22 protein-coding genes, 1 pseudogene and 1 riboswitch are annotated in these 25,184 nt (G+C 73.5%); of the genes and pseudogenes, 8 read left to right on the top strand and 15 right to left on the bottom strand.

Going from position 1 to position 25,184, the window contains the following annotated elements; translation table 11 throughout:
• Positions 1-391: 391 nt before the first annotated feature.
• Positions 392-1,774 (top strand): NAD(P)/FAD-dependent oxidoreductase, encoded by a 1,383-nt coding sequence (locus tag DEO23_RS04990; protein ID WP_109274933.1) that lies wholly within the window; start codon positions 392-394, stop codon positions 1,772-1,774.
• Positions 1,775-1,983: 209 nt separating this feature from the next.
• On the opposite strand, the pseudogene ribH reads toward DEO23_RS04990, so the two are convergent.
• The 6 genes and pseudogenes from ribH to DEO23_RS04960 form a co-directional block, all read right to left on the bottom strand.
• Positions 1,984-2,439, bottom strand: a pseudogene (gene ribH / locus DEO23_RS04985) (6,7-dimethyl-8-ribityllumazine synthase); the annotation flags it as partial.
• Entirely contained in the window at positions 2,436-3,881 is a 1,446-nt protein-coding gene (gene ribB / locus DEO23_RS04980; RefSeq protein WP_109274931.1) for a 3,4-dihydroxy-2-butanone-4-phosphate synthase, read from the bottom strand. The gene ribB and the pseudogene ribH, both read right to left, overlap by 4 nt.
• Positions 3,878-4,486 carry a riboflavin synthase gene (locus DEO23_RS04975; protein WP_109274930.1) on the bottom strand — a complete coding sequence of 203 codons (609 nt, stop codon included), beginning with the start codon at positions 4,484-4,486 and terminating at the stop codon, positions 3,878-3,880. The genes ribB and DEO23_RS04975 overlap by 4 nt, the downstream gene beginning before the upstream one ends.
• An 83-nt stretch (positions 4,487-4,569) precedes the next feature.
• Entirely contained in the window at positions 4,570-5,706 is a 1,137-nt protein-coding gene (gene ribD, locus DEO23_RS04970) for a bifunctional diaminohydroxyphosphoribosylaminopyrimidine deaminase/5-amino-6-(5-phosphoribosylamino)uracil reductase RibD (protein WP_240613224.1), read from the bottom strand.
• Positions 5,707-5,763: 57 nt separating this feature from the next.
• Positions 5,764-5,891: riboswitch (FMN riboswitch) on the bottom strand.
• 86 nt (positions 5,892-5,977) lie between these two features.
• The gene (locus DEO23_RS04965; protein WP_109274929.1) at positions 5,978-7,276 is read right to left on the bottom strand and encodes a cytochrome P450; all 1,299 of its coding nucleotides are present in this window, start codon (positions 7,274-7,276) and stop codon (positions 5,978-5,980) included.
• Positions 7,273-8,481, bottom strand: a complete 1,209-nt coding sequence (locus DEO23_RS04960; RefSeq protein ID WP_109274928.1) for a polyprenyl synthetase family protein — start codon at positions 8,479-8,481, stop codon at positions 7,273-7,275. Before DEO23_RS04960 ends, DEO23_RS04965 begins: the two co-directional genes overlap by 4 nt.
• Positions 8,482-8,620: 139 nt before the next feature.
• Here DEO23_RS04960 and DEO23_RS04955 point away from each other — a divergent pair, with 139 nt between their 5' ends.
• The 5 genes from DEO23_RS04955 to DEO23_RS04935 are packed head-to-tail and all read left to right on the top strand — an operon-like array spanning position 8,621 to position 12,145.
• Entirely contained in the window at positions 8,621-9,241 is a 621-nt protein-coding gene (locus DEO23_RS04955; RefSeq protein ID WP_109275586.1) for a MarR family winged helix-turn-helix transcriptional regulator, read from the top strand.
• A complete protein-coding gene (locus DEO23_RS04950) occupies positions 9,231-9,569 on the top strand; it encodes a lycopene cyclase domain-containing protein (RefSeq protein ID WP_109274927.1) in 339 nt (112 codons plus the stop codon). Before DEO23_RS04955 ends, DEO23_RS04950 begins: the two co-directional genes overlap by 11 nt.
• A complete protein-coding gene (locus tag DEO23_RS04945; RefSeq protein WP_109274926.1) occupies positions 9,562-9,891 on the top strand; it encodes a lycopene cyclase domain-containing protein in 330 nt (109 codons plus the stop codon). Before DEO23_RS04950 ends, DEO23_RS04945 begins: the two co-directional genes overlap by 8 nt.
• A complete protein-coding gene (locus DEO23_RS04940; RefSeq protein ID WP_205678871.1) occupies positions 9,888-10,604 on the top strand; it encodes a class I SAM-dependent methyltransferase in 717 nt (238 codons plus the stop codon). Before DEO23_RS04945 ends, DEO23_RS04940 begins: the two co-directional genes overlap by 4 nt.
• Positions 10,601-12,145, top strand: a complete 1,545-nt coding sequence (locus DEO23_RS04935) for an FAD-dependent oxidoreductase (RefSeq protein ID WP_109274925.1) — start codon at positions 10,601-10,603, stop codon at positions 12,143-12,145. Before DEO23_RS04940 ends, DEO23_RS04935 begins: the two co-directional genes overlap by 4 nt.
• Positions 12,146-12,175: 30 nt before the next feature.
• Here the strand turns inward: DEO23_RS04935 and crtI are convergent, their stop codons facing one another.
• From crtI to DEO23_RS04920, 3 genes are all read right to left on the bottom strand, one after another.
• Positions 12,176-13,831 carry a phytoene desaturase family protein gene (gene crtI / locus DEO23_RS04930; protein ID WP_240613223.1) on the bottom strand — a complete coding sequence of 552 codons (1,656 nt, stop codon included), beginning with the start codon at positions 13,829-13,831 and terminating at the stop codon, positions 12,176-12,178.
• Positions 13,828-14,754, bottom strand: coding sequence for a phytoene/squalene synthase family protein (locus tag DEO23_RS04925; RefSeq protein ID WP_109274924.1), 927 nt, complete (start codon positions 14,752-14,754; stop codon positions 13,828-13,830). The genes crtI and DEO23_RS04925 overlap by 4 nt, the downstream gene beginning before the upstream one ends.
• A 76-nt stretch (positions 14,755-14,830) precedes the next feature.
• Positions 14,831-15,370 carry a MarR family winged helix-turn-helix transcriptional regulator gene (locus tag DEO23_RS04920; RefSeq protein ID WP_240613222.1) on the bottom strand — a complete coding sequence of 180 codons (540 nt, stop codon included), beginning with the start codon at positions 15,368-15,370 and terminating at the stop codon, positions 14,831-14,833.
• A 191-nt stretch (positions 15,371-15,561) separates the two neighbouring features.
• Between DEO23_RS04920 and DEO23_RS04915 the strand changes: the two genes are divergently transcribed.
• The gene (locus tag DEO23_RS04915) at positions 15,562-16,821 is read left to right on the top strand and encodes a ferrochelatase (RefSeq protein WP_240613221.1); all 1,260 of its coding nucleotides are present in this window, start codon (positions 15,562-15,564) and stop codon (positions 16,819-16,821) included.
• A complete protein-coding gene (locus DEO23_RS04910) occupies positions 16,818-18,365 on the top strand; it encodes an SDR family oxidoreductase (RefSeq protein WP_109274921.1) in 1,548 nt (515 codons plus the stop codon). The genes DEO23_RS04915 and DEO23_RS04910 overlap by 4 nt, the downstream gene beginning before the upstream one ends.
• Here DEO23_RS04910 and DEO23_RS04905 read toward each other — a convergent pair.
• The 6 genes from DEO23_RS04905 to DEO23_RS04880 all read right to left on the bottom strand — a co-directional run bounded on the left by DEO23_RS04905 (position 18,313) and on the right by DEO23_RS04880 (position 25,103).
• Entirely contained in the window at positions 18,313-18,705 is a 393-nt protein-coding gene (locus DEO23_RS04905) for a DUF202 domain-containing protein (RefSeq protein WP_109274920.1), read from the bottom strand. The two genes, DEO23_RS04910 and DEO23_RS04905, sit on opposite strands and share 53 nt — an antisense overlap.
• Positions 18,702-19,064: a YidH family protein gene (locus DEO23_RS04900; protein WP_109274919.1), complete on the bottom strand. Its 363-nt coding sequence runs from the start codon at positions 19,062-19,064 to the stop codon at positions 18,702-18,704. The genes DEO23_RS04905 and DEO23_RS04900 overlap by 4 nt, the downstream gene beginning before the upstream one ends.
• The gene (locus DEO23_RS04895; protein WP_205678869.1) at positions 19,061-20,122 is read right to left on the bottom strand and encodes a formylglycine-generating enzyme family protein; all 1,062 of its coding nucleotides are present in this window, start codon (positions 20,120-20,122) and stop codon (positions 19,061-19,063) included. Before DEO23_RS04895 ends, DEO23_RS04900 begins: the two co-directional genes overlap by 4 nt.
• Before the next feature lie 174 nt (positions 20,123-20,296).
• Positions 20,297-22,696, bottom strand: a complete 2,400-nt coding sequence (locus DEO23_RS16495) for a transglutaminase TgpA family protein (protein WP_133249837.1) — start codon at positions 22,694-22,696, stop codon at positions 20,297-20,299.
• A complete protein-coding gene (locus tag DEO23_RS04885; protein WP_109274917.1) occupies positions 22,693-24,000 on the bottom strand; it encodes a DUF58 domain-containing protein in 1,308 nt (435 codons plus the stop codon). The genes DEO23_RS16495 and DEO23_RS04885 overlap by 4 nt, the downstream gene beginning before the upstream one ends.
• Positions 24,000-25,103, bottom strand: coding sequence for an AAA family ATPase (locus tag DEO23_RS04880; protein WP_109274916.1), 1,104 nt, complete (start codon positions 25,101-25,103; stop codon positions 24,000-24,002). Before DEO23_RS04880 ends, DEO23_RS04885 begins: the two co-directional genes overlap by 1 nt.
• Positions 25,104-25,184 lie beyond the last annotated feature (81 nt).

Here is a 25,184-nt window from a genome sequence, read left to right as displayed (position 1 = left end):
TGCCGCGCGACCCCGGGCCGGTCACGCCACGTGAACGCGTCCGTCGGCCCCGGTCGCACCGGGTGCTGCTGCCGCGAGGCGGGCGGCCCTCGCCCGCTGCCGACCGGGGCCGGCTCGGAGGTTCCGGTGCGAGACGTCGCCCGTGGTGCCACACTGGTGCCCACCAGGAGGTGATCGCCTTCTCTTTCGACCCCTCGTATGTGCACCGGCACCTCGCGAGTGCACTAGCATCGTCCCGGCCCTCGATACCGTCGTGGAGGTTCGCCTTCCGGGACGCGGTCGTCGCCCCGGCCCCCGGAGCGACCTCCCCGCCGATACCCCCGCGCCCTGACACGACCCAGGCGTGCCCCTCGCTGCCGACACGTCTCCATCCCGCTCTTCGAGGAGAAAGATGTTCGAGTTCCCCTTCGGCCGTCGCCGGACCGTTCCCGCGAAGGACGGCGCGGACTGGCCGCACGTCATCATAATCGGCGGGGGATTCGCCGGTGCGAACGCCGTCCTGGGCCTTCGCGACACGCGTGTGCGGGTCACCCTGATCGACCGCAACGTCTACAAGACCTTCCAGCCGCTGCTGTACCAGGTGGCCACGGCGGGTCTGAACCCGGGCGACGTCACCATGTTCCTGCGCGGTCTCTCCCTGAACGTGCCGAACATGCGCTACCGCCAGGGCGAGGTCGTGGAGGTGGACCCCGACGAGAAGGTCGTCAAGCTCGACAGCGGCGCCGACAGCCCCGAGAACCTCTCCTACGACTACCTGATCCTCGCCAACGGCGCGACGACCACGTACTTCGGCACCCCGGGCGCCGAGGAGCACGCGATGCCGATGTACACGCGCTCGCAGGCGATCGCGATCCGGGACCGCGTCTTCTCCGAGCTCGAGCGCACCAGCCGCATCGAGGACACCGACCGCGTGCACGTCTCGATCGTCGGCGGCGGGCCGACGGGCGTCGAGATCGCCGGTGCGCTCGCGGACTTCCGCATGCAGGAACTGGACATCCTCTATCCCGAGATGGACCCGGGCACCCTCCAGATCACCCTGCTGCAGCGCGGCGGGGAGCTCATCAAGGAGTTCCGTGAGGAGTTCCGTGAGTACGCGGCCCAGGAGCTCGAGGCCCGCGGCGTCGAGCTGCGGCTCGGCCACGGCGTGAAGTCCGTGGGCTACGACTTCGTCGAGCTCGACGACGGCTCGATCCTCGAGTCCGACATCACCGTGTGGGCGGCCGGTGTCGCGGTCGCCGAGACCGTCAACAACTGGGGTCTCCCGCAGGACAAGCGCGGCCGCCTCGAGGTCGATGAGAACCTGCAGGTCAAGGGCTTCCCCGGCGTGTACGCGGCGGGCGACGTCGCGGGCGGCGAGCACGGCCTCCCCCAGCTCGCCCAGCCCGCCATCCAGGCCGGCCGCGCCGCCGCCCGGATGGTCGACGCCGACGTCTCGGGCCGCGCCAAGAAGCCCTTCCACTACACCGATCTGGGCACCATGGCCACGATCGGCCGACGCGCCGCGATCACCGAACTGCCCGATCTGCCGATGTGCGGCTCGATCGGTCTGTCGGGGACCGTCGGCTGGTTCGCCTGGCTGGGCGTGCACGTGACCAAGCTGCTGGGGCACCGCAACCAGCGTGCGGTCTCGATGAACCTGCTGAGCCTGTACGCGGGCACCCGCAACACCCACCAGCCCAACCCCGTGGTGGGCGAGGTCGACTCGATCACCGCTGCCGAGGTCTTCGACGCCGAGAAGCCCAACCGGCGCTTCGGCCCCGACAAGCGCGGCTGATCTCCCCGGCGCCCCAGGGCGTGAACGACGGAGCCCGGCTCCACGGCGTGCACCGTGGAGCCGGGCTCCGTCGTTCCGGCCGGACCTGCGCGAGGGGCCGGTGTGCGGGATCAGGCGGGCGGGGCCGCGCGGAACCCTGTGGCGTTCTGCTCCGTGGTGCCACGAATGCCGCCCCGGTTGGCGCCCGAGGCGGCCCGGTCCTGCAGGCCCCGCAGGGTGACGGCCGTCGCGACGGCGGCCTTGGCGGCCTCGGCGCCCTTGTCCTCGACCGAGCCGGGCAGTCCTGCACGATCCAGGGCCTGTTCCTCGGTGTCGCAGGTCAGCAGACCGAAGCCGACGGGGACGCCGGTGCGCAGGGTGACGTCGGTCAGGCCCTGGGTGGCGGCCTGGCACACGTACTCGAAGTGCGGCGTGCCGCCGCGGATCACGGTCCCGAGCGCCACCACGGCGTCGGCCGAGGCGGCGGCGTGCAGCGCGGCGAGCGGGAGCTCGAAGGACCCGGGGATGCGGACCAGGTCGACCGTGCCGACGCCGGCCTCCCGGAGCGCTCGGGTGGCGCCGTCGATGAGCCCGTTCATGATCCGCTCGTGCCAGCTCGCGGCGACGATCACGACGCGCAGCTCGCTGCCGTCGATCGTCAGCGTGGGTGCTCCTTCTCCGCTCATGACTGAGGTGTCCTTCCTGTGGTGGTGGATGCCGAGGTGGGGTCGGTGGTGGTGGTGGGGATGTCGATCTCGGTCGGTGCCTCGAGGGGCTCGTCGACGGGGATGAGGTGGCCCATCATGACGGCCTTGGTGCGCAGGTACTGGTCGTTCTCGGGCGTGCGTCCCACCAGCAGACGGGTCGTGCGCACCACCTCGATCCCGCTCTCGAGCAGCGCATCGGCCTTGCGCGGGTTGTTGGTCAGCAAGTCCACGTGCCACAGGCCCAGCTCCTGCAGGATCGCGGCGGCCGCGCCGTACTCGCGCAGATCGGCCTCCCAGCCGCGCTCGATGTTCGCCGTGAGGGTGTCGAAGCCGTGGTCCTGGAGATCGTAGGCGGCGATCTTCTCCAGCAGGCCGATGCCGCGCCCCTCGTGACCGCGCAGGTAGACGATCGCCCCGCCGCTCTCGGCGACGCGACGCAGGGCCTCCTCCAGCTGCGGCCCGCACTCGCAGCGGTTCGACCCGAAGGCTTCCCCGGTCAGGCACTCGGAGTGGATGCGCACCAGCGCGGGAGCGGTGGCCTGCTCCGAGGATGTCGAGCCCTCCGAGGCGGGCCGCTCGGCGACCAGGGCGACGTGGTCGGCCCCGGTGCGGCGATCCCGGTAGCCGTGGATCGTGAACAGGCCGTGGCGCGTGGGCAGGCGAGCGCTGCCGGTGTGCTCGACCCGCACGTCGGCCGCCGGGACCGATGTGACCACGTCCGCGGGGCCCGGGGCGCTCGCGGCGTCCCGGGTGCCCTCGGCGGGCCCGGGGGCGGCAGCGTTCCTGACCTCCGCTGTCGCGTCGGCCCGGTCCGTCCCCTCCCCCGCGAGCTCGCGGGCGAGCTGGTCGATCGTGAGCAGGAGCAGGCCCTCTGTCCGGGCGAGCTCGCGCGCTTCGTCCAGTCGCATCACCTCACCGTCGTCGCGGACCAGCTCACCGATCACGCCGACGGGCGCGAGTCCGGCCGTGCGGCAGAGGTCGACGGCGGCCTCGGTGTGACCGGGGCGCTGGGCGACGCCGCCGTCGACGGCGCGCAGCGGCAGGATGTGGCCGGGACGGATCAGGTCCGTCGGCGCCGCGTCCGGCTCGGCGAGGGCGCGCAGTGTGGTCGCGCGATCCGAGGCGGAGATGCCGGTGGTGACGCCCTGGGCCGCGTCGACGCTCACCGTGTAGGCGGTGCGCAGCGTGTCCTGCGTGCGCGGCACCATCAGCGGGAGGTCGAGCCGGTCGGCGAGCTCCCCGGGCATCGGGGCGCACAGGTACCCGGAGGTGCGGCGCACCATCCAGCCCACCCAGCGCGGGGTCGCGAGCTGCGCGGAGAGGATCGCGTCGACCTCGTTCTCACGGTCCTCGGAGTCGGCGACGAGCACCGGACGGCCTTCGCGCAGGGCCGTCAGGACGTTTTCCAGCAGGACGCTCATCGGGCGTTCGCCCCGCCCTCGTGCAGGCGGGCGACGTAGCGGGCGAGCACGTCGACCTCGATGTTCACCGTGTCCCCGGTGGCCAGGCGCCCGAGGGTGGTGGCCTCGAGCGTCGCCGGGATCAGGGAGACACCGAAGGACTCGGCCTCGGCCGAGGTCACCGTGAGGGAGACGCCCTCGACGGTGATCGAGCCCTTGGAGGCGATCAGCGGAGCGAGCTCGGGATCGATCGTGAACTCGAGGTCGGACCAGCGCCCGCCGTCGTGGCGCGAGCGCACCGTGGCGATCCCGTCGACGTGCCCCTGGACGATGTGGCCGCCCAGGCGCGCGTCGGCCCGCAGGGCGCGCTCGAGGTTCACCGGGGAGCCGGGAGCGAGCCCGCCCAGGGCGGTGCGCTCGAGGGTCTCGGGCACGGCGTCGACGGCGAAGCGTCCGTCGTGATCGAGCTCGACGACGGTGAGGCAGACGCCGGAGACGGCGATCGAGTCGCCGAGGTGGGCGTCGGAGGCGACGAGCGGGCCGCGCAGCTGCAGGCGCGCCTCCCCGCCGGGCTGGGGTGTGAGGGACTCGAGGGTTCCGATCTCCTCGACGATGCCGGTGAACATGGGACTCCTTCCGGGAGCAGGGCTGGTGAGCGGGCGATGTGCCGGTGATGGCGGTGAACTGGTCGGTGGGCTTTTCCGACGGGTCACGGCGAGGCGGGGTCGGCAGGCGGGGCGTGCTGCCGACGGGCGGTGAGCAGCACGTCCCCCCCGAGGCGCAGCACGTCGGTGGTGCGCCAGCGCGGCGCGTCGGCGAGCGTGGTGACGCCGAGGTCACCGAGGGCGAGAGTCCCCGCCCCCAGCTGCAGAGGGGCGAGGTAGGCGTGGATCTCGTCGACGAGGCCCGCGCGCAGGAAGGCGGTCGCGAGCCGGGGTCCGCCCTCGAGCACCGCGTGGCGGATGCCGCGCTCGCGCAGGGCGGCGACGACCTCCTCGGGCTCGTGCGTCCTCACCTGGAGGACGTGGTCGTCGCGGCGCACCGCGGCGGTCTCGGGCACGGGGCTGTGGCCGACGACCACCCGCCACGGCTGAGGGGCTGTGCGACCGCGGGGGCGGGCGCTGAGGGAGGGGTCGTCCGCGAGCACGGTCCCGGTGCCCACGATGATCGCGTCGGTGCGTGCGCGCACCTCGTGGGCGTGCTCGCGGGCCTGCTCGCCGGTGATCCAGCGGCTGGTGCCGTCGGCCGCGGCGACGCGTCCGTCGAGGCTGGTCGCGGTCTTCAGCACGATGTGCACGTCCGCTGCCGTCGCTCCCACCCGATCGAGCCAGGGAGCGAGCAGCCGGCGTGACTCGCCCTCCCGGACCCCGGCCACGACCTCGATGCCGGCGTCGACGAGGGTCTGCGCGCCGCCCGCGGAGGCGTCACCGGGATCGGGCAGCGCGAAGACGACCCGGCGGATGCCGGCGTCGATCAGCGCGCGGGAGCAGGGGCCGGTGCGTCCGGTGTGGTCGCACGGCTCGAGGGTGACGACAGCGGTCGCCCCGCCCGGGTCGTTCCCGCGGGAGCGCGCATCCTCGAGGGCGGCGACCTCGGCGTGGGCGGTGCCGGCGCCGCGGTGGTGGCCGGCGCCGATCTCGGTCCCCTCCGCATCCAGGAGGACGCATCCCACCTGCGGGTTCGGATCGTCGCCCGGGCCCTGGGCGGCGAGCTCGAGGGCGCGCTGCATGGCGGAGAGCTCGGCGGGACGGGCGCTGAGGGCGCGCGCGTCGTCGGCGCTGGGCGGTGGCGGGTGGTGCCCGTGCACGGTGGCCTCCGGATCGACGGCGGTCCGGGGTGATGGCACGGCGACACGAGCGTCATCGGGGCGGACGACGGCGAGCCGGCGTCACGCACAGCGACGCCACATCTCCTCCCATCCGGACTATTACCGTCGGTCCTGGATTTCCACCAGATCAACCGGCTCGTCGAGGAGCCGGGTCGCGGACTGTCACCGCCGGTTCAGACTTTCACTGACCCCGGAGAATGTGGTTCATTCGCCGACGAGCCTAGCAGCGGCTCCGCGCCGGTGCAGGTTCGAGTCGTCACATGTCACGAGCGCTCGCCACGAGGGGACCTCACGCCGGGAAGCCCAGCCGCATCCCGCGCAGGCGGTACCCGGCCACGAGGTCCTCCCAGCTCACCTCGGGAGCTCGCAGCAGCGTCGGCGACGCCTCGAACAGCCGCCCCAGCAGCACCGCCGTCTCCGTGATCGCCAGGTGCTCACCGGGGCAGCGATGCGCACCGGCGCCGAAGCTCAGCCCGGCGGCGCCGGCCCCGCGCGGCAGCTCGCGGTGGGGACACAGGGAGAGGGGGTCCTCCCCGACCACCTCGGGATCCGCGTTCGCCTCCCGGATGCACAGGTCGAGCAGATCGCCCGGCACGACGCCCATCGCGCCCGCCGGGCCGTCCTCGACGTCGAAGGGCTCGTGCGCCCTGCGGTAGAGGTGGCCGACGACGGGCTCCAGGCGGATGATCTCGCGCAGGATCGCCCCTCGCTCCTCGTCCCCGCCGGCGCGGAAGCGCTCGCGCAGGTCGTCGTCCTCGAGCAGGTGCCAGCAGGCCATCACGATGAACTCGCGCGTGGTGATCATGCCCGCGGTCGCGTAGGTGACGCACTCGACGAGGACGTCGCTGCGGGTGTAGCCCTGCTCGAGCAGGTGGGTGATGACGTCGTCACGGCCCTCACGGCGCCGACGGCGGATCGCGGGGAGCACGTCGCGTAGGTGGAAGGCCGCCAGTGGGCCCAGGCCGCGCAGGGCGGCCGTCGCCCACTGCCGCGGCGTGCGCCCCCAGTGCGCCCGGGTCAGGTCGAAGGGCGGCTGGCGCATGAAGCGCACCAGTCGCCGGGACATGGCCTCCAGCGGCGCCTCGGTGAGGCCGACGATCTCCCGGGTCACCGCGACCGAGTAGAGCAGGGCGAGATCGTCGAGGTCGCAGCCGCCGTCGCGGACCGCCTCGCCCACCAGACGCTCCGCGAGGCGGCGCATCGTCGGCCCGCTGCGCTCCGCGACCTGCTGCGGGGCGAAGAACCGGCCGACCTTCCGACGCTGGTCATCGTGCCCGGGACCGTCCGACAGCAGGATCGGGTGGTGCCGGAGCCACCCGCGCGGGATCGCCTCGGAGGTGAAGCCCGCCTGCGTGGTCTCCTCCCGGCGGCGCAGCACCTCCCGGGCTCCGTGGTAGGAGCGGATCCGCCAGGCGCGCGGCGCCCGGTGCCCGCGCACCGCCCGCGCCCCCTCGAGCTCGGTGTGCACCGGGCATCCCTGTTCGTGCGGACGGACCGCGCGCCGACTGCCTCCGGGGCCACCGCCGCCCCTGCTGTCCTCGCTGTCCTCGCTGTCCTCGTTCTCGCCGGTGTGGTCGGGCGCAGTCATCGCGAGCGGTTCTCGAGCTCGTCGATCAGAGCCCGCAGGACCCGTGCGACGGGCCCGGGCACACGGTGACCGCAGTCCTCGAGGACGTCGCGGGCGGACTCCACCTCGCGGTCGATCAGCATCTGCTGGTGCTCCCGCGCACCGCAGTCGAGCAGCAGGGTGCGCACACGCTCGCCGCGCTCCTCGACGGTGCTGTCCTGCTCGAGGGCGGCCGCGATCCGGGGCCAGGCCTCCGTCCGGCGGGCGTACTCGGTGATCGCGGTCTGCTTGCCCTCGCGCAGGTCCGACCAGGGATCCTTCCCGTGGTCGAGGGCGGAGCCGAACGCCGAGAGGGCGTCGTCCTGGAGCTGGAAGGCGATGCCGAGGTGGCGCCCGGCCTCGGCGAGGGCGCGCTGCACCTCCGCGGGGGCGCCGGCGAGCACGCTCGCCATGCGCAGGGGCAGCTCGAGGGTGTAGGTCGCGGTCTTCGTCCGGGTCATCTCGTCGATGACGTCCTCGGCAGGTTCGATGACGCCATCGCTCAGCGAGACGTCGAGGAACTCGCCGACGGCGGAATCGACCACGGCGTCCTCGAGTACCTCCATCAGCTCGCGGTGCGCCGGGCGCGGCAGGTCGACGCGGGCGAAGATCTGGTGGGCCAGGGCCAGCATCTGGTCACCGACCAGCACCGCGCTGCTGCGCGCCCAGTGGGCCCGTCGCGCCCGCGCGGGGTCCTGCGCGACCCGGTGGTCGTCCTCGCTGTCCGTCCCGCGGGACGTCACCACGGATCCCTGCTGGTCCGGCACGGCAGGGGCGGGCGCGAGGTCATCCCCGTCGAGGAGGGCGCCGACCAGGTTGGGACGGCCACGGCGGGTGAGGTCGTTGTCGATCACGTCGTCGTGCAGCAGGAACGCGTAGTGCAGGACCTCGATCGCGGCGGCGAGTCGCAGCACCTCGGAGCGTTCGGCGACGGGGGCGTCATCACCGGACCCCTCGGGCGTCGCCGCCTCCGCGGCGGCGCGCAAGCCGTCGAAGACCTCGACCAGGAGCAGGGGCCTGACCAGCTTGCCGCCGCGCAGATGATCGGCGGCGAGCGCCCACAGCTCCCTGACCTCGGCGCCATGGCGCGTCGCGCGGTGCATCCCGTGCTCCATCAGACGCGCGATCGCATGGTCCACCTCGGATCGCACGGCCTCGTGGTTCCCGGTGGTGATGAGGTCCAGCACTCGTGCTCCCTCCCTGCACGCACGCAGCGTGCCGAGCCGACGGACCGGAGGATCTCAGGATCCTCCGGGCTGTCCAGAATGTCATCTTCCCGGGGAAGATTCCAGCCGTGGAAGGAGAGTTACCCGTAGGGTGGCCGGCATGAGCGGAACTCCGGGAGACGACGCGCGCCCCGCCTGGCGCGTGCACGACCTCTCGGCGAGCGACCCCGACGGCGAGCTCAGCGGCAGCGCCGACCTCGACGGCGCGACGGAGCGCGAGATCGACGAGCTGATGGCGGCCCTGGTGGCGCTCCGCGAGGCGGAGACCGAGCTCTCCGATGCCTCCCGCCGGTACATGGATCTGGGGACGACCGACATGCGTGCCCTGCACTTCCTCATCGCGGCCGCCCACAAGGGGGAGATCGCGACCCCCGGGGCGCTCGGTCAGCACCTCGGGATCTCCTCGGGCTCCACGACGAAGCTGCTGGACAGGCTCGTCCGGGCCGGGCACGTCTCGCGCGCCCCTCATCCCGAGGACCGCCGCGCGGTGACGATCCTCGTGACGCCCTCCACCCGTTCCGCGGCGATGGAATCGATCGGCCGGCAGCACGCGGGCCGGGTCCGCGCGGCGGTGCGGCTCACCTCGGCCGAGCGGCACGTGGCCACCCGCTTCCTCCAGGACATGGCCCAGGAGATCTCCCCGGCGGGCCAGGACTGGGCCGGCCGCCCGCGTCCGACCTCCGGACCCCAGGACGCCGAGGGGGACGCCGATGCACGGTGAGTACCTGATCGTGCTGGGCCTGTGCCTGCTGATCACGCTGCCGCTGGAGTTCGTGATCGGCGCCCGCGTCTACCGTCGTCCGCGCCGACTGCTGGCGGCCCTCGCCCCCACCGTGCTGGTGTTCCTGGCCTGGGACTACGTGGGCATCCATCGCGGGCACTGGTGGTACGCCCCCGAGAAGATCTCGGGCATCACGCTGCCCGGGGGGATGCCGCTCGAGGAGCTGCTGTTCTTCCTGGTGATCCCGATCTGCGGGCTGCTCACCCTCGAGGCCGTCCAAACCCTCCTGGCCGGGCGGCGTCGCAGTCGAGGAGGCCCGGATGCCTGAGTACACGATCCTGGTGGTGGTCTCGCTGGTCGCCGTCGTGCTGCTCGAGCTGGCATGGCTGCGCACCGGCATCTTCCGGCGTCTCTCCTACTGGCTGTCGATGCTGATCGTGCTGGGCTTCCAGATCCCCGTCGACGGCTGGCTGACCAAGCTCTCGGACCCGATCGTCCTCTACGACGACGCCATGACGACCGGCATCCGCTTCCCCTGGGACATCCCCGTCGAGGACTTCGGCTTCGGCGCCGCGATGATCACCCTGACCATGATCCTGTGGCTGCACGCCGCGACGACGGACCGCGAGGACAGGAGACCCCCGGAGTGACCACGAAGAGGACGCTGAGCGACCTGTTCACGGCCGGTGCGCACCGCTACGACCTCCTGGTCGGCGCGAACCCCGGCTACCACCGGCACCTCGATACGGCGGCGGGGCGGCTCGCCCGCGACGCCCGGCCCCAGCGTGTGCTCGACCTGGGATGCGGCACCGGCGCCTCGACGGCGGCGATCCTGCGTGCGGCCCCGTGGGCGAGTGTGCGCGGCGTGGACGCCTCGGCGGGGATGGTCGAGCGCGCCCGCGCCAAGCAGTGGCCGCCCGGTCAGGTGGAGTTCGCCCAGGGCATGGCGGGCGACGCGGAGGTGATGGCCGGCGAGGAGGGTGAGCGCCCCTATGACGCCTGCCTCGCCGCCTACCTGCTGCGGAACGTCCCGCCCCACGACCGCACGGCGGTGCTCCGCTCCGTGGGTGAGCAGCTGCGCGAGGGCGGTGCGCTCGCGATCCAGGACTACAGCGTCGCCGGTTCCCGCCGGGCGGCACTGGTCTGGCATCTGGTGTGCTGGCTGGTCGTCATCCCGCTGAGCGCCCTGACGCTCGGCGACACCCGTCTCTACCGCTACCTGTGGCGCAGCGTGCGGGAGATGGAGGACGTCGGATCGTGGCGCGCGCGCCTGCGCGAGGCGGGGTTCGAGCCCGTGGCGGTGCATCCCGGCAGCGGCTGGCAGCGAGACCTCCTGCACACCGTGATCGCGGTGCGGCGATGACCCCGCGCATCCGACGCGCACCGGGGACCGACCACTCGCAGCTCCCGGGTCGGGACCGCCGTGCCGTGCTGCACCACGGGCCCGAGGGCGCGGAGCGGGCCGAGGGGCGCACGGCGATCGTGATCGGCGGCGGGATCGCGGGGATCTCCGCGGCGACCTCCCTGGCCGAGCGCGGGGTGCGGGTGCAGCTGCTCGAGTCCGAGAGCACCTGGGGTGGTCGGGCGCGCTCCTGGGAGGTGGGCGAGGGCCGCTCGATGAGCCGCGGCTTCCACGCCTTCTTCCGTCAGTACTACACGCTGCGACGTCTGCTGGCCCGCGTCGAGCCCGCTCTCCCGCAGCTGCGCGACGTCGGGGACTACCCGCTGCAGATGGCCGACGGGCCCCGCGACTCCTTCCGGGGCATCCCGCGCACTCCGCCGCTGAGCGTGGCCGCTTTCGCCCTGCGCAGCCGCAGCTTCCCCCTGCGCGAGCTGGCCGGGGTCGATCTCGGGAGGGCAATGGACCTGCTGCGGGTCGAGTTCCCCGCGACCTACACCGAGCTCGACGGACTGAGCGCGCAGGAGGTCCTGGATCGTCTGCGCTTCCCGCACGACGCCCGCCACCTCGCGCTCGAGGTGTTCGCGCGCTCCTTCTTCGCCGATCCGCGGGAGTTCTCCGCCGGGGAGCTGGTGGGCATGTTCCACGCCTACTTCATGGGCTCGGCCGAGGGACTGATCTTCGACGTCCCCGTCGACGCCTACTCCCCCACGCTGTGGGACCCCCTGGTCGCTCGTCTGCGCGCGCTCGGCGCGAGCACCCGCACGGGCGTCGCCGCGCAGCACATCGAGGTGGGCGCCGACGGCGGCGTGGTCGTCCCCACCTCGCAGGGCGAGCTGCACGGGGACGCTGTCGTGCTGGCCGCCGATCCGCGGGCGGCGCGCGGTCTGCTCGGAACGACGCGCACGGAGGCCCCGGGCTGGGGCGACTGGACCGGGCAGGTCTCCGCGCAGCGCAACGCTCCCCCGTTCGCGGTGTGGAGGATGTGGCTGGACCGCCAGGTCTCGGCAGCAGCCCCTCCCTTCCTGGGCACGAGCGGCTTCGGGCCGCTCGACAACGTCTCGGTCCTGGACCGCTTCGAGGCGACCGCGAGGGCTTGGGCCCAGGAGAACGGCGGCAGCGTCGTCGAGCTGCATGCGTATGCCCTCACCGGCCACGCTCCCGAGCAGGATGCCGGGCTGCGCCGCGAGCTGTTCGCCCAGCTGCTGCGCATCGCCCCGGAGCTGCAGGGCGCCGGCATCGTGCACCAGGAGTGGCTGGTGCGCGACGACTGCCCGCTGATCGGCACGGACCCGTGGGGCGCGCGCCCGGGCGTGGACTCGCCCGACGGGCGGATCGTGGTCGCCGGGGACTGGCTGCGCACGCCCGAACCGGTCGCGCTCATGGAGCGCGCCGCGACCACCGGGGTCCAGGCCGCGGATCGACTGCTCGCCCGCTGGGGCGTGCGCGGCGAGGACTGGTGGAGCGTGCCGATGACCGGTGTGCTGCGTCGCCGCCGACGGTGAGGACGTCGAGCGGGCGCGTGGTCACCGGGCCTATCGGCCTGCGCTCGCCGACCGTGGTCGGCCGTCGCTCGCCGACAGCGGCGCGGGCAGCGGCGTGCTGGTGGTGTCCCCGCGCAGGCGCTTGAGCACGTTCTCCGCGCTGATCAGGCACATCGGGACACCGACGCCGGGCAGCGTGGTGCCGCCCGCATACAGCAGCCCGCGGACCCTGCGGCTGCGGTTCGATCCCCGCAGGAACGCGGATTGCCGCAGCGTGTGGGCGGGCCCCAGGGCGTTGCCGCGCCAGGAGTGGTAGTCCGCCGTGAAGTCGCCGGGACCGAGGGTGCGGCGCACCTCGATCCGGTCGGCCAGGTCGGGGACGCCGGCCCACTCGGAGATCTGCGTGATGGCGCGGTCGACGGTCCGCTCGACCTCCGCGTCCCCCGCGCCGTCCACGCCTCCCCGGCCTATGCCCTCCCCCGTCGGCGTCTCGGGGGAGACCGGGACCAGCACGAAGAGGTTCTCGCCGCCCTCGGGGGCGACCGCGGGATCCGTGCGCGAGGGCGCGCAGACGTAGATGCTCGCCGGGTCGGGGGCGCGGGTGGAGCCCTCGAGGATCTGGGCGAAGTTGCGGTCCCAGTCCTCGGTGAACAGCAGGTTGTGGTGCAGCAGCTCGGGGACGCGGCCGCGCACGCCGAGCAGGGCGAGCACCGCCCCGGGGCCGGAGGTGCGCCGACGCCAGAAGGCCTCGGGATACGTCTGCAGCTCACGCGGCAGCAGCGCCGTCTCGGTGTGGTGGAGGTCGGCAGCCGAGACCACCACGTCGGCGTCGATCCGCAGGACGTCCCCCTCGGCGGAGCGGGACTCGACGCCCGTGACGTGCGCTCGTCGGCCGCTGCGTGCGGTGCGGATCCGCTCGACCTCGACGCCGGTGCGGATCTCCGCGCCGGCGTCCGCGGCGAGCCCGTGCAGCACCTCGACGAAGCGGGTGAAGCCGCCACGCGGGTAGCGGACCCCGTCGTCGAGGTCCATGGCGCTCATCAGGTGGTACAGGCTCGGTGCGGTGCGCGGCGTGGCGCCGAGGAACACGGCCGGATAGCCCAGCACCTGACGCAGCCGGGTGTCCGTGACGGTGCGCGCGACCCGGTGGTGCAGCGACTCACCGAGCAGACGCGCGAGAGACCCCGCCTGCGGCGCCAGTGTGAGGAGCGTGCGCAGCGGGAGGCGGGAGAAGGTCGTGTACAGGAAGCTGTCGATCGCCATGCGATAGGCGGAGCCTGCGGAGTCCAGGTGGCGACGGAGCGCCTCGCCCGCACCGCGCTCCTCCGCCTCGAACGCCCGCGCGGAGCGGTCACGGTCCCCGTAGAGATCGAGCGGCCCCGAGTACCGCTCCCCCAGCACGCGATAGGCGGGGTCGAGGTCCACGAGATCCAGGTGGTCCTCGAGCCGGGTGCCCAGCAGCGAGAAGAAGTGCTCGAAGCACTCGGGCATCAGCCACCAGGACGGCCCGGTGTCGAAGCTGAAGCCCCCGCTGCGCCAGGTGCCGGCGCGCCCACCGACCTCATGATTCCTCTCCAGCACGGTAACCCGGTGGCCCTCGGTGGCCAGCAGCGCCGCCGTGGCCAGGCCCGCGACGCCCGCGCCGATCACCACCACGCGGCGCGGGGCGTCGCTCCCCTGCCCGGCGCCCGGCGCCACGCGCGTCACCGCTCTCCCTCCCGGCGGCGGACACGCTCGCCATCACCACGCAGCGGGGCCCCTGCCCACGCGGCCCGCGCCGCGAGCACGGCCTTGCGCGGGGCGGGCACCCTGACCCGCCGCGCGCCCAGCTGCGCGGCAGGGGTCGCACGCAGCCTGGAGGCGAGCTCCGCGAACAGGTCGTGCGCGGCCTGCACGGCCGCCCTGCTCGAGGCGGGAAGCAGCCCGATCACCTGCTGGGCGCTCGCGAGATCGCGCTCGATGTCCTCGACCAGCGCGGTCTTCTGCGCCTCGGTGGGGCCGCCCGCCTCGAGCCCCGGGAAGTAGGCGCGGCCGCGCCCCTCGGCGTCGTCACGCAGGTCCCGCAGGAAGTTGACCTTCTGGAAGGCGGCGCCGAGCCTGCGGGCGCCCTCGACCAGCTCCGGGTCGGGCGCGACCGCGACGTCGGAGTGGTCGGTCGCGAAGACCCGCAGGCACATCAGGCCCACGACCTCGGCCGAGCCGTCCACGTACTGCGCGAAGCTCTCCTCGTCGTGCACCGAGATCTCGAGATCGGCCCGCATCGAGGCGAAGAAGGGCCGGGTGAGCTCGGTGCTGATGCCGCAGCGGCGGGCCGTGTCCGCGAAGGCGTGGATCACCAGGTCGCTGCTGAACCCCGAGGACATGGCGGCTTCGGTGCGCTGTTCGTAGTCCTCGAGATGACGGGCGATCTGCGCCGTGGTGGCGCCGTGACCGGCGGCGGCGCCGTCGACGATCTCGTCCGCGACACGGACCAGCGCATAGATGCAGCGCACCCGGGAACGGACGGGCTCGCGCAGCAGGCGCGTCGAGAGGCCGAAGCTCGTGGAGTACTGGGCGATCACGCGACCGGCGGCGGCTCGGGCCGCTCGTCCGTACTCCGCTGCCGCCCGGGCCTGGAGTCCCTGTGTCATCGCCGGCTCCTTCCCTCGTCGGCCACTCCACCGCCGTGGATGGTCCCCTGCACGCCGGCGCGCCGACGTGCCCCGCTCACGGTCTGTCGACGTCGTGATTCATCCTGCGCAGGAAGTCGGTGATCACGGAGCGATCGGCCGGCGAGAGCGCCGCGGCGACCTCGTACATCCGGTCGTGGACGTCGTGGAGGGTGCGTCGCACCTCCTGGTCGCCTCGAGCGGTGGGGACCACGGCGATCGAGCGCCTGTCCTCCGGGTGAGGCGTCCGTGTCGCGTACCCGTCCCGCACCAGTCGGTCCACCAGGGCACTGACCGAGGCGCCCCGCAGGTCCAGCCGCTCGGCGAGGTCGCGCTGGCGCAGGACCCGGCCCGCGGAGCTCGCGGAGAGCAGGTGGCGCAGCGCCAGCAGGTCCTTCTCCCCCATGTCCATGTCGGAGCGGATCCTCGCCCGCATGCGGACGCCGGACTCCTGGTAGCGACGCAGCTCCTCGAGGAGCGCCGTCGGGCTGGGTGAGGTCTCGTCGGGCGCGGGGTACCAGTAACCGCGCTCGTCGGTCGACGCCGACTCCGCGCGCCGTCCGGCGTCGGAGGCGCGCGAGGGGGATGAGGAGTCCACGACCGAGCACCTCCTGGGTCTCGTGGGGCGGCCGCACACCATTGTGCCCGATCGTCGGCGGGGTGAGCGGTCGGCGGCAGCCGGCGGACGGAATGGACACAGGGCCACACTAATGCATAGATTGTCTAACTGTTCTACTTTCTACCGGAGGTGCCATGGGCTCGCGCCGAGACCACCCGTTCCATCCCGCCGTGGACGCGTCCACCCGCCACTCGCCGCGTGAGCGACGAGCCCTGCCGACCTCCTACGACGCGGTGCTGCTGGCATCCTTCGGAGGGCCCGAGAAGCAGGAGGACGTCCTGCCGTTCCTGCGCAACGTCACCCGTGGCCGCGGGATCCCCGACGAACGCCTCCTCGAGGTCGGGGAGCACTACCGTGCTCTCGGCGGACGCTCGCCGATCAACGAGCAGAACCGCGACCTGCTCGCAGCTCTGCGCACCGAGTTCGACGCGCGCGGCATCGACCTCCCCCTGTACTGGGGCAACCGCAACTGGACACTCACCATGCCCGAGGCGGTGCGTCAGCTCGATGCGGACGGCCATCACCGGGTGCTCGCGGTCGCGACCAGCGCCTACTCCTCCTACTCCTCGTGCCGGCAGTACCGGGAGGACTTCGGCGGAGCCCTCGTGGAGGCCGGGCTGCTGGGGCGGATGCGGATCGACAAGGTGCGCCCCTACTTCGACCACCCGGGCTTCCTGGAGCCGACCGTCGACGGACTCGTCCGGGCCGTCTCCGAGGTGACGTCCGACGCCGCGCGAGCACCGCGGGTGCACGTGCTGTTCTCGACCCATTCGATCCCCACGGCGATGGAGCTCGCCTCGGGCCCGCAGGAGGAGAGGTCCGAGTGCTTCGGAGCTTCCGAGCAGGGCGAGGACCGACCGCGCGGTTGGTATCTCGAGCAGCACGAGGCCGCATGCCGGTACGTGATGGAACGCGTGGGCGCGACCCTGCCCGACTGCACACTTCCATGGCAGCTCGTCTTCCAGTCGCGCTCCGGTCCGCCCCAGGTGCCGTGGCTCGAGCCTGATGTCAACGACGTGATCTCCCGGCTCGCACGATCGGGCACCGCCGACGCCGTCGTGGTGGTGCCGATCGGTTTCGTGAGCGATCATGTCGAGGTGATCTGGGACCTGGACACCGAGGCCGCGGACACCGCCCGGGCCGAGGGCCTGGCCTTCCGGCGCGTCGCGACCCCCGGCACCGACCCGCGCTTCGTCGCGGCGCTCGCCGACCTGGTCGAAGAGCGCCTGCGCGCGGATGCGCCACGCCGCTGCGCGACCGGCTTCGGGGGCACCCCGGACGTCTGCGGGACGGCCTGCTGTCATTCCGGGAGCGCACGCAGCCGGGACGCCGTCACCACCTCGGCGCTGGACTCCGAGGCCGACGCGCGCTCCGTGCTCGGCGACCAGGGACTCCAGCAGATCCTCCAGGAGGCAGGAGCCGACTCATGAGCACCGAACACCCCGAAGACCATCCCGACGGCCGACGCGTGCTGGTCACCGGGGCGACCGGCTACGTGGGCGGCAGACTCGTCCCGTCCCTGGTCACCGAGCAGCTCACCGTGCGCGTGGCCGGCCGCAGCGCCGAGCGCCTGCGCGCGATGCCCTGGGCCGAGGACGTCGAGATCGCCGAGACCGACCTCGACGACCGGGCGGCCGTGCGCCGGGCACTCCGCGACGTCGATGCGGTCGTCTTCCTCGTGCACGCGATGGGCGGCGGCAGCGGCTACCAGGAGCGCGAGGCCCGGATGGCGCGGATCATGGCCGAGGAGGCGCAGCGCGCCGGCGTGGGCAGGATCGTGTACCTCTCCGGGCTCCACCCGCGCTCGCAGGACCTCAGCGAGCACATGGCCTCCCGTGAGCGGGTCGCGAGGATCCTGCGCGAGGGCGAGGTGCCGACGCTCGTGCTCGAGGCAGCCACCGTGATCGGCGCCGGCTCGGCGAGCTTCGAGATCATCCGGCACCTGGCCGAGCGCCTGCCTGTGATGCCCGCCCCCAGCTGGGTGCACAACCGCATCGAGCCGGTCGCGATCACCGACGTGCTGCACTACCTCACCCGTGCGGTGCTGCACCCCGAGCCGATCGCGGACACCCTGGGGGTGGGCAGCGGGGAGCGCGAGCTGCGCTTCGCCGACCTGCTCGAGCAGTACGCGCAGGAGGCGTCACTGCCCCGGCGGCGCGTGTACGCCCTGCCGTTGCCCGCACCACTGCTGTCCGGTCTCTGGATCGGCCTGGTCACGCCGGTGCCGCTCTCGATCGCGGTGCCCCTGGCCCAGTCCATGCGCCACGAGGCGATCACGCACGCGCCGCTCGCGCAGGAGGTGCTGGGCGCACCCGAGGGCGGGCCGCTGCCGTACCGGGAGGCGGTGCGCGCCGCGCTCGCGGCCCAGAAGTCCGGTGACCTCGTCTCCCGCTGGGACGACGACGCCACCCTGGCGCGACGCCCCGAGGCGCCGCTGCCCGAGGACCCGGAGTGGGCCGGCCACACGGTCTTCACCGACGAGCGCGAGCGCACGGTCGAGGACGTCGACCCCGAGCGCGTGTGGGAGGTCATCGAGGGGATCGGCGGCGCCTCGGGCTGGTACTCCACTCCCCTGCTGTGGTCGCTGCGGGGCCTGGCGGACAGGATCATCGGCGGGCCAGGGCTGCGCCGGGGCCGCCGCGATCCGCGGCACCTGCGCGAGGGCGACGCGGTGGACTGGTGGCGGGTGGAGCGCGTGGAGCCCGGGCGCCTGCTGACGCTGCGCGCGGAGATGCGCATGACCGGGAGGGCCTGGCTGCAGCTGGGCGTCGAGACCACCGAGGACGGCACCCGGTACCGCCAGCGAGCGGTCTACTTCCCCGACGGTCTGCTGGGGCGTCTCTACTGGTGGGGGATCTCCCCCTTCCACGCCCTGGTCTTCCCCTCGATGGCGCGCAACATCATCGCCGCCGCCCGCGACGTCACGCCGCGAGCAGACCCGCGACCAGGTAGGCGGCGCAGAGAACGCCGATGACCAGGGCGGAGGCCGTTCCCGCGAGCATCGGCAGTCCGTCGCGCGAGAGCACGCCCCGCCCGCGCAGGCTCTCGTGCGCGCGGCGGTAGCCGGTCGCGGCGAGCACGTAGGCGAGGACCGCGAGGCCGCCGCCGATCACCCCGGCGAACACCGCGAGCAGCCCCAGTGCGTCCACGGTGAAGCGCATGCCCACCAGGCTCGCGACGCCGAAGGCGAGGCAGGTGCGGCGCCAGGCCAGCAGGGTCCGCTCGGGCTGCAGCCCCTTGTCGAAGACGGTCTCGCTCGGGGTGTGTGCGCCGTCGTCGGCCGCTCCCTGCGGAGGTGGCGTCGCGCTGCTCACGCGTACAGACCGATGGTCACCAGCGCGGCGGCCACCACCACGCCGAGCACGAGGACCGCACCGACGCCGAGGCCGGGCAGCGGTGTTCCGCGGCGCAGCGAGACCTCGGTGCTCCGCCACCCCCGCCACGCCTGTCCAGCACACAGGGTGCCGAGCACCAGGAACACCAGCGCGGCGGCCGTGCGCCAGGCGACCGCCTCCGGCAGCGAGAGCGCCTCGAGCGCGAACGCCCCTGCGTACAGCGCGAGCGCCGTGCGCAGCCAGGCCAGGAACGTGCGCTCGTTGGCGAGGCTGAACCGCGGATCGGGCTCCTCGCCCTCGCGGTAGACGGAGGCGGGGAAGCGGCGCTGCGCGGTCATGCGGTGGCCTTTCGCGAGGCGGGGGCGGAGACGGTCGCGGCGCCCGGGGCGGGGAGGGAGACGGTGCGGAACCCGGCGTTGCCCATGGAGGAGTCGGGCGTGTTCCGGGAGCGGGCGGAGTTGCGGTAGCGGTTGCAGTAGGAGTGGTGGCACAGGTAGCTGCCGCCCCGCAGCACGCGCGTCTCGCCCTCCTCGGGTCCGACGGGGTCGAGCACGGCTCCGCTCTCGGTGCGGGCCGCTCCGGGCCGACGGTACGCGGCGGGATGGAAGACGTCCTCGCACCATTCCCACACGTTGCCCACGCACTGGAACACCCCGTACCCGTTGGCGGCGAAGGAGCGCGCGGGAGCGGTGGTGAGGAAGCCGTCCTCGAGGGTGTTGGTGCGGGGGAAGTCGCCCTGCCAGATGTTCGCGCGCCAGCCGCCGCGCGCGGCGTCGCCGCCCGCATCCGGCTGCTCGTCGCCCCACGGGTAGGTCGCCCCCTCGAGGCCGCCGCGGGCCGCGTACTCCCACTGGGCCTCGGTGGGCAGGCGGCGCCCCGCCCATGTGCAGTACGCCTGCGCGTCGTTCCAGCTGACGTGGACGACCGGGTGGTCCTCGAGCCCGTCGAGGTCCGAGCGCCTGCCGCCGGGATGACGCCAGTCGGCACCCTGGACCCCTGCCCACCAGGGCGTGCCGGAGGCGGGGCCCATGATGTCGGCGTCCGCGGCCGCGATCGCGAGGTGGAAGACCGCCGAGTACCCGAAGACCTCGGCCTCGGTGCGGTGGCCCGTGGCGTCGACGAAGCGAGCGAACTCGGCGTTGGTGACGGTGGTGGCGTCGATGTCGAAGGCGCTCATGGCGACGAGGTGGCGGGGCACCTCGCCGTCGGCGCGGTTGCGGTCGCCGGAGGAGTCACCCATCGTGAAGGTGCCCGAGGGGATGGTGCAGACGTCGACCGCGCGCTGGTCCGGGTGCGTGTCCTCGCAGGGCGGCTCGCCTCCGCCGTCGGCCGTCGAGGGTCCCCCGGGGTCACGCCCGGGCATCCCGCATCCGCAGCCGTCCCCGGGTTCCTCCATGCTCCACTCCTCCTGCGCAGTGCCGCTGCCGTGCGGGCATCCGTACCTGCGGCTCGCTTCGCCGGTCGGGCGACGGTCAGGCCACGATCCGGGGACATCCTCTCAACTCCGACCCCGCGCGGTGCAGCGGAGGGTCGACACGAGGCCCGGCACCCCCGGCGCCGCCGGGGCCGATCACTGGCGGGAGAGCACGACCGCTCGCACCTGGTCCGCGGCCTCCCGCAGGGCCGACGGCCCCTCCGGCCCCTCGGAGTCCTCGGGGTCCGGGGCCGCCCTGCCCGTGTCGGCCGCGGAGCTCGCGCCGGCCGGGGGTGCGTATCGCGCCCGGGTGACCGCGCCCGCGATCCGCTCGGCCGCCATGTGCGCGCGCTCCGGCACCTCGATGCCCGCCTCCTGCGCGTCCGCGAGCAGCGTCTCCAGGGCCGCGGCGGGCGGCAGCGACCGGTCGAACCGGAGCACGGCGGGGTCGGTGCCGTAGAGGTGTGTCCAGCCCAGCAGGCGGATCGCCCGGGCACGGTAGTCGACCGCGCGGATCAGGTCGTTCCAGGCGAGATCGGCGGCCTCGGCGGGGTCGAGCGCGGCCCAGCGCTGCTCACGGGCGGCGAGCGCGCGGCGCCGCACGCCGCTGCGGGCGAGCGCACCACCGCCGAGGGCCGCCCCTGCGAGACCCAGGCCGCCCAACCCCCATCCCCACCAGGGCACCACGGCGTCGGCGCCGTCGGAGGCCCGGCTCGAGGTCGCCTCGTCGCTGCTGGAGGCCGACTCCTCGTCCGGGGTCTCCTGCTGGGAGGCCGTCGCGTCCTCGGCGGGAGTGGTCGACGAATCGGCGTCGCTGGTGGGGGTCTGCTCGGCGCTCTGGTCGGGGTCGGGGGTGTCGGCCGCGAAGGTCGGTGTCGCCACGCCGTTGTTCGCGGCGGCGGGGGTGGGCTCGAACCGCACCCAGCCGTGGTCGGTGCCGAACCAGGTCTCCGGCCAGGCATGGGCGTGGTGGTTGGTGATGGTGCGCGCGTCACCGTCGACGTCGCCCGCGGTGAATCCGATGCAGACCCGGGTGGGGAACTTCAGGTCGTTCATCACCAGGGCGAACGTGGCCGCGAACTGCTCGCAGTAGCCGACTCCCTCCGAGAGGAACGCGTCGATCGGGTTCTCCCCCGGGGAGGAGGTGACGGTCAGCGAGTACTCGAAGTTCTCGTGGAAGTAGTCGACGAGGGCTGTCGCGACGTCGTAGGCGACGTCCGAGCCGGCGTCGCGCGCGATCTCGGTCGCCAGCTCGTGGATCCTGGGGGTCGAGCCGACCTGGAGGTACCCGTTCTCGTACGGGATCCTCATCTGGTCCCGGCTCACGCTGCTGAGCGCTCGTGCGCTGAAGGTCTTGGGATCCACCGCGACCGAGTACGTCAGCCCGCTGAGGTCACGCGCCCCGCTGGAGATCGGCAGCTCGCCGTCGGTGGTGCCGTTCTTCGCGAGCTGGACGACGCGGTCCGCGTCGGACCAGCGGATGGGGAACGGGGTGGGCAGACGGTCGCCGATCATGTCGGTGATCGAGATGTCGTAGGTGGCGGCGTCGCGGGGCTTGGAGTCCTCGAGCTTGCGGTCGGAGTAGGAGGGCTCGGTGGTCTCGGAGCTCGGTCCGTGCTCGTTGCCCGCGAAGAAGCGCTCCCCGTCGAAGCGGGTGAGGGACTGCAGACGCAGGTAGCCGGGGTCGGGGGCATCGGTGCGCAGCTTCAGCATCTCCCGCTCGGCGCCCTGCTGCAGGTTGCGGCGCACCGAGATCGAGTCGTCGATCATCGCCCCGCCCATCAGTCCGCTGCGGCCCTGCCAGGCGTTGATCCGGTCGAGGTCGACGGGGAAGGCGGGGGTCTTCGCGCGCGGCAGCAGGGCGGAGGCGACGGGCGTGGCGAGCGCGACCACGCCGGCGCCCATCAGCCCGATCGCCAGACGGCGGCTCGGGCGGTCGCGGACTCCTCCCTCTGCTGTGTCCCGCTCCCGGGGACGCGGCAGGCTGCCGACGACCAGGACGACGAGCGCCCCGAGCACCGGGCCCACGACCGTGAGCCAGCCCCCGCCGTCGGGCACCATCAGAGCGGGGACCAGCAGGAACCCCAGCAGCACGACGGCGGTGACGGCGTACCAGTGACCCTCCACGCACAGCACGTCCAGCGCCAGCACCACCAGACCCACCAGCAGCAGCAGGACGATCCTGGCGGTGGGGGCGAGCTCGAGCGGTGCCTGGGCGGCGAGCAGCACGTTCACGCCCTGGCGCACCGCACCGACCTGCCCCGTCACGGCCCCCAGGACGCCGCCCCCGGGCAGGGCGCCGGTGACGATCTCGACCAGCACGGTGAGCACCACGAGTCCCGCCAGCTGCACGGGCAGCGCCCGCAGCCGGCGCGGTTCCCGCCACCGCACGAGCGCACCGAGACCGCCCACGACCAGGGCCGACAGCAGGGGCAGCAGCAGCCAGTCCGCGCCGGAGATGAGCAGGGAGAGCGGCGCGGAGGCGAGCACGATGGCGCCGGCGAGCACGAGGCTCATCAGCACCGGTCGCGGATCCCGGCGTCCTGTGGCATTCACCGGCGCATCGCCCCCTCGGTCCCGGCCGAGGCGTCCAGGACGTCCCGCAGGGAGAGGTCGGCCGGTGCGCTCAGGCGCAGCCAGGCGCCGTCGTGCACGGCACGGACCGCCCCGCGGTCCGCGCCCTCGGGTGGCGCGGGGAACAGGGCGATCGCGGTGCGACGCGAGGCGCGACCGGCGAAGCGGTCGAGCTCGAGGTCGGCGAAGGGCTCCCCGTGGTCCGGTCCCAGGGCGATCGCGAGATCGACATGGCCCGCTGCGTGATCGGTCGCCGCAGGACTGCAGTGGGGTCGGAACTCCACGCCGACCAGGTCGATGAGTGCGCTGCGCACGCTGATCGCCCCGGCCTCCGCGCCCAGCGGGGAGGCGCCGGAACCACCGCGTCCGAGCATCCGGGTGATCTCGTCGCCCTGTGCGTCCAGCACCCGGGTCTCCCAGCCGTGAGCGGCGAGGGAGACCAGCAGTGAGGCGGCGTGGTCGAGCAGGCGGTCCTCGACCGCCGCGCGGTCACCGGCGGGCGCCGTCCCGCCGTGGTCGCCCTGGGACCCGCGGGTGTCCAGCACGATCACGGCGCCCTCGCTGCGAGTGGGCTCCTCCTCGCGCGTCATCAGCTGGCCGGCGCGTGCGCTCGCTCGCCAGTGGATGCGCCGGATGTCGTCCCCTGCGGTGTAGGGGCGGGGGATGACGCCGAGCTCGCCGCTGCCGGCGCCCACGTAGGCGCTCTCGTGCTCGCTCGCCCCGATGCCCAGCCGCCGCGCCCCGGTCTCCTCGAGGTTCTCGATCCGCGGCAGGCCGATCACCCGCCCCGGGACCTCCACCCGTGCTCGCAGCAGCATCAGACCGAAGGGATCGCGCAGGCGGATCGTGCAGTCGCCGAGCTCGTGGATCCCGCGGCCGGTAACGCTCACGTGGTGCGGCATCCGTGCTGCCAGATCCAGGCTCCCCCGCCCCCCGAGCGCGGCGGGCAGGTCCAGGGCGACGGCGCCGTGGCCCAGGGGGATCCGTGCGGCCATGGCGGTGGGCAGCAGGCGCAGGTCCACGCGTGCGTCGGCCCCGGCGGTGACGGCCTCGTCGAGCACACGGCGCGACAGTCCCAGGCCCCTGCGCAGCAGCAGCACGGCGATCACCGAGAGCACCATGGCCAGCAGCAGGGCGATGCCGATCAACCGCCCGGCCATCAGCCCGGTGATCTCGCCGCCGGCCCACAGCAGGGAGGCGATCAGGACGAGCGCCGCCCCACGCGCCGTGGGCCGGATGCGGACGTGGGAGGCTGCGGCGCTCACGGCCTCGGCAGCCGCGGCCATCAGCTCACCGGGACCTGGCCGAGGACGTCCTCGAGCACGTCCTCCGCGGTCGCACCGCGGGAGAGCGCGCCGGGGCTGAGATGCAGGCGGTGGCGCCACACGGGGTGGATCACCGCGCGCAGGTCCTCCGGTCGCACGAAGCTCTCGGCGGTCATCGCGGCGTGGGCCTTGGCCGCGCGCAGCAGGTGGACCCCGGCGCGAGGGGAGGCTCCCAGCACGGTGCGCGGGTGCTCGCGGGTGGCGGCCGCGAGGCGCACCGCGTAGTCGACGAGGGAGGGGGCGGCGTGGATCCGTCGGATGGACCTCACGTAGCCGGCGACGGTCGCGGGATCGGTGCGCGCCCGCACCGCGTCGACGAGCTCGCGCTCCCCCTCGGGAACGGGGCCCGCCTGCGCGGCGAGCATGCGAGCCTCGGCGGTGGCGACCGGGTATCCCATCGACATCTGGGCCAGGAAGCGGTCGCGCTGCGCCTCGGGCAGACGGTAGGTGCCCTCCATCTCGACGGGGTTGGCGGTGGCGACCACCATGAAGGGATCGGGCAGGGCGAAGGTCTCGCCGTCGACGCTGACCTGTCGCTCCTCCATCGCCTCGAGCAGGGCGGACTGCGTCTTCGGGGACGCGCGGTTGATCTCGTCGGCCAGCAGGACCTGGGTGAACACGGCCCCTGGGCGGAACTCGAACGTCCCGGTGGACTGGTCGAAGATGCTGGCACCGGTGACGTCGCCCGGGAGAAGGTCGGGTGTGAACTGGATGCGGTGCCGCTCGGCGCCGAGCGCCGCGGCCAGGGACTTGGCGAGCATCGTCTTGCCGGTGCCGGGCACGTCCTCGACGAGCACGTGGCCGCCCGCGAGCATCACCATCACGGCGAGCGTCGCGGCGTCCTCCTTGCCCTCGACGACGGTCGAGATCTCCGCGACGATGTCGCGCGAGGCACCCGCGATCTCCTCCAGCAGGGCCGCGCTGGGTGGGCCGTCGGCGGCAGCAGGGGCGCTGGGAGCGGGTGCGGCGTCGACGGGCGCGTCGGGAGCGGGCGCGGCCGACGCGGACCGGTCGGGGTGCTCCCCCACGGGACCGCCGGTGGGTCGGATCCGGCTCTGTGTCATCAGTGCTCCTCGTTCGCGGACGTCGATGGAACCGCGCGACGTCGCGTCCCGACCGGGAGGTCGGGGCCCGCCGCGCGGGCA

The sequence above is a fragment of the Brachybacterium endophyticum genome (genome assembly GCF_003130585.1).
Lineage (GTDB): Bacteria > Actinomycetota > Actinomycetes > Actinomycetales > Dermabacteraceae > Brachybacterium > Brachybacterium endophyticum.
Note: the sequence above shows the minus strand (reverse complement) of the source record. Positions and strands in the feature narration are given on the sequence as shown.

Excerpts from the sequence above, each read along its gene's own strand:
- DEO23_RS04990 (WP_109274933.1), top strand. The coding sequence starts at position 392 with ATGTTCGAGTTCCCCTTCGGCCGTCGCCGGACCGTTCCCGCGAAGGAC.
- ribB (WP_109274931.1), bottom strand. The coding sequence starts at position 3,881 with ATGAGCGTCCTGCTGGAAAACGTCCTGACGGCCCTGCGCGAAGGCCGT.
- DEO23_RS04975 (WP_109274930.1), bottom strand. The coding sequence starts at position 4,486 with ATGTTCACCGGCATCGTCGAGGAGATCGGAACCCTCGAGTCCCTCACA.
- DEO23_RS04965 (WP_109274929.1), bottom strand. The coding sequence starts at position 7,276 with ATGACTGCGCCCGACCACACCGGCGAGAACGAGGACAGCGAGGACAGC.
- DEO23_RS04955 (WP_109275586.1), top strand. The coding sequence starts at position 8,621 with ATGAGCGGAACTCCGGGAGACGACGCGCGCCCCGCCTGGCGCGTGCAC.
- DEO23_RS04950 (WP_109274927.1), top strand. The coding sequence starts at position 9,231 with ATGCACGGTGAGTACCTGATCGTGCTGGGCCTGTGCCTGCTGATCACG.
- DEO23_RS04945 (WP_109274926.1), top strand. The coding sequence starts at position 9,562 with ATGCCTGAGTACACGATCCTGGTGGTGGTCTCGCTGGTCGCCGTCGTG.
- DEO23_RS04935 (WP_109274925.1), top strand. The coding sequence starts at position 10,601 with ATGACCCCGCGCATCCGACGCGCACCGGGGACCGACCACTCGCAGCTC.
- DEO23_RS04925 (WP_109274924.1), bottom strand. The coding sequence starts at position 14,754 with ATGACACAGGGACTCCAGGCCCGGGCGGCAGCGGAGTACGGACGAGCG.
- DEO23_RS04910 (WP_109274921.1), top strand. The coding sequence starts at position 16,818 with ATGAGCACCGAACACCCCGAAGACCATCCCGACGGCCGACGCGTGCTG.
- DEO23_RS04900 (WP_109274919.1), bottom strand. The coding sequence starts at position 19,064 with ATGACCGCGCAGCGCCGCTTCCCCGCCTCCGTCTACCGCGAGGGCGAG.
- DEO23_RS04895 (WP_205678869.1), bottom strand. The coding sequence starts at position 20,122 with ATGGAGGAACCCGGGGACGGCTGCGGATGCGGGATGCCCGGGCGTGAC.
- DEO23_RS04885 (WP_109274917.1), bottom strand. The coding sequence starts at position 24,000 with ATGGCCGCGGCTGCCGAGGCCGTGAGCGCCGCAGCCTCCCACGTCCGC.
- DEO23_RS04880 (WP_109274916.1), bottom strand. The coding sequence starts at position 25,103 with ATGACACAGAGCCGGATCCGACCCACCGGCGGTCCCGTGGGGGAGCAC.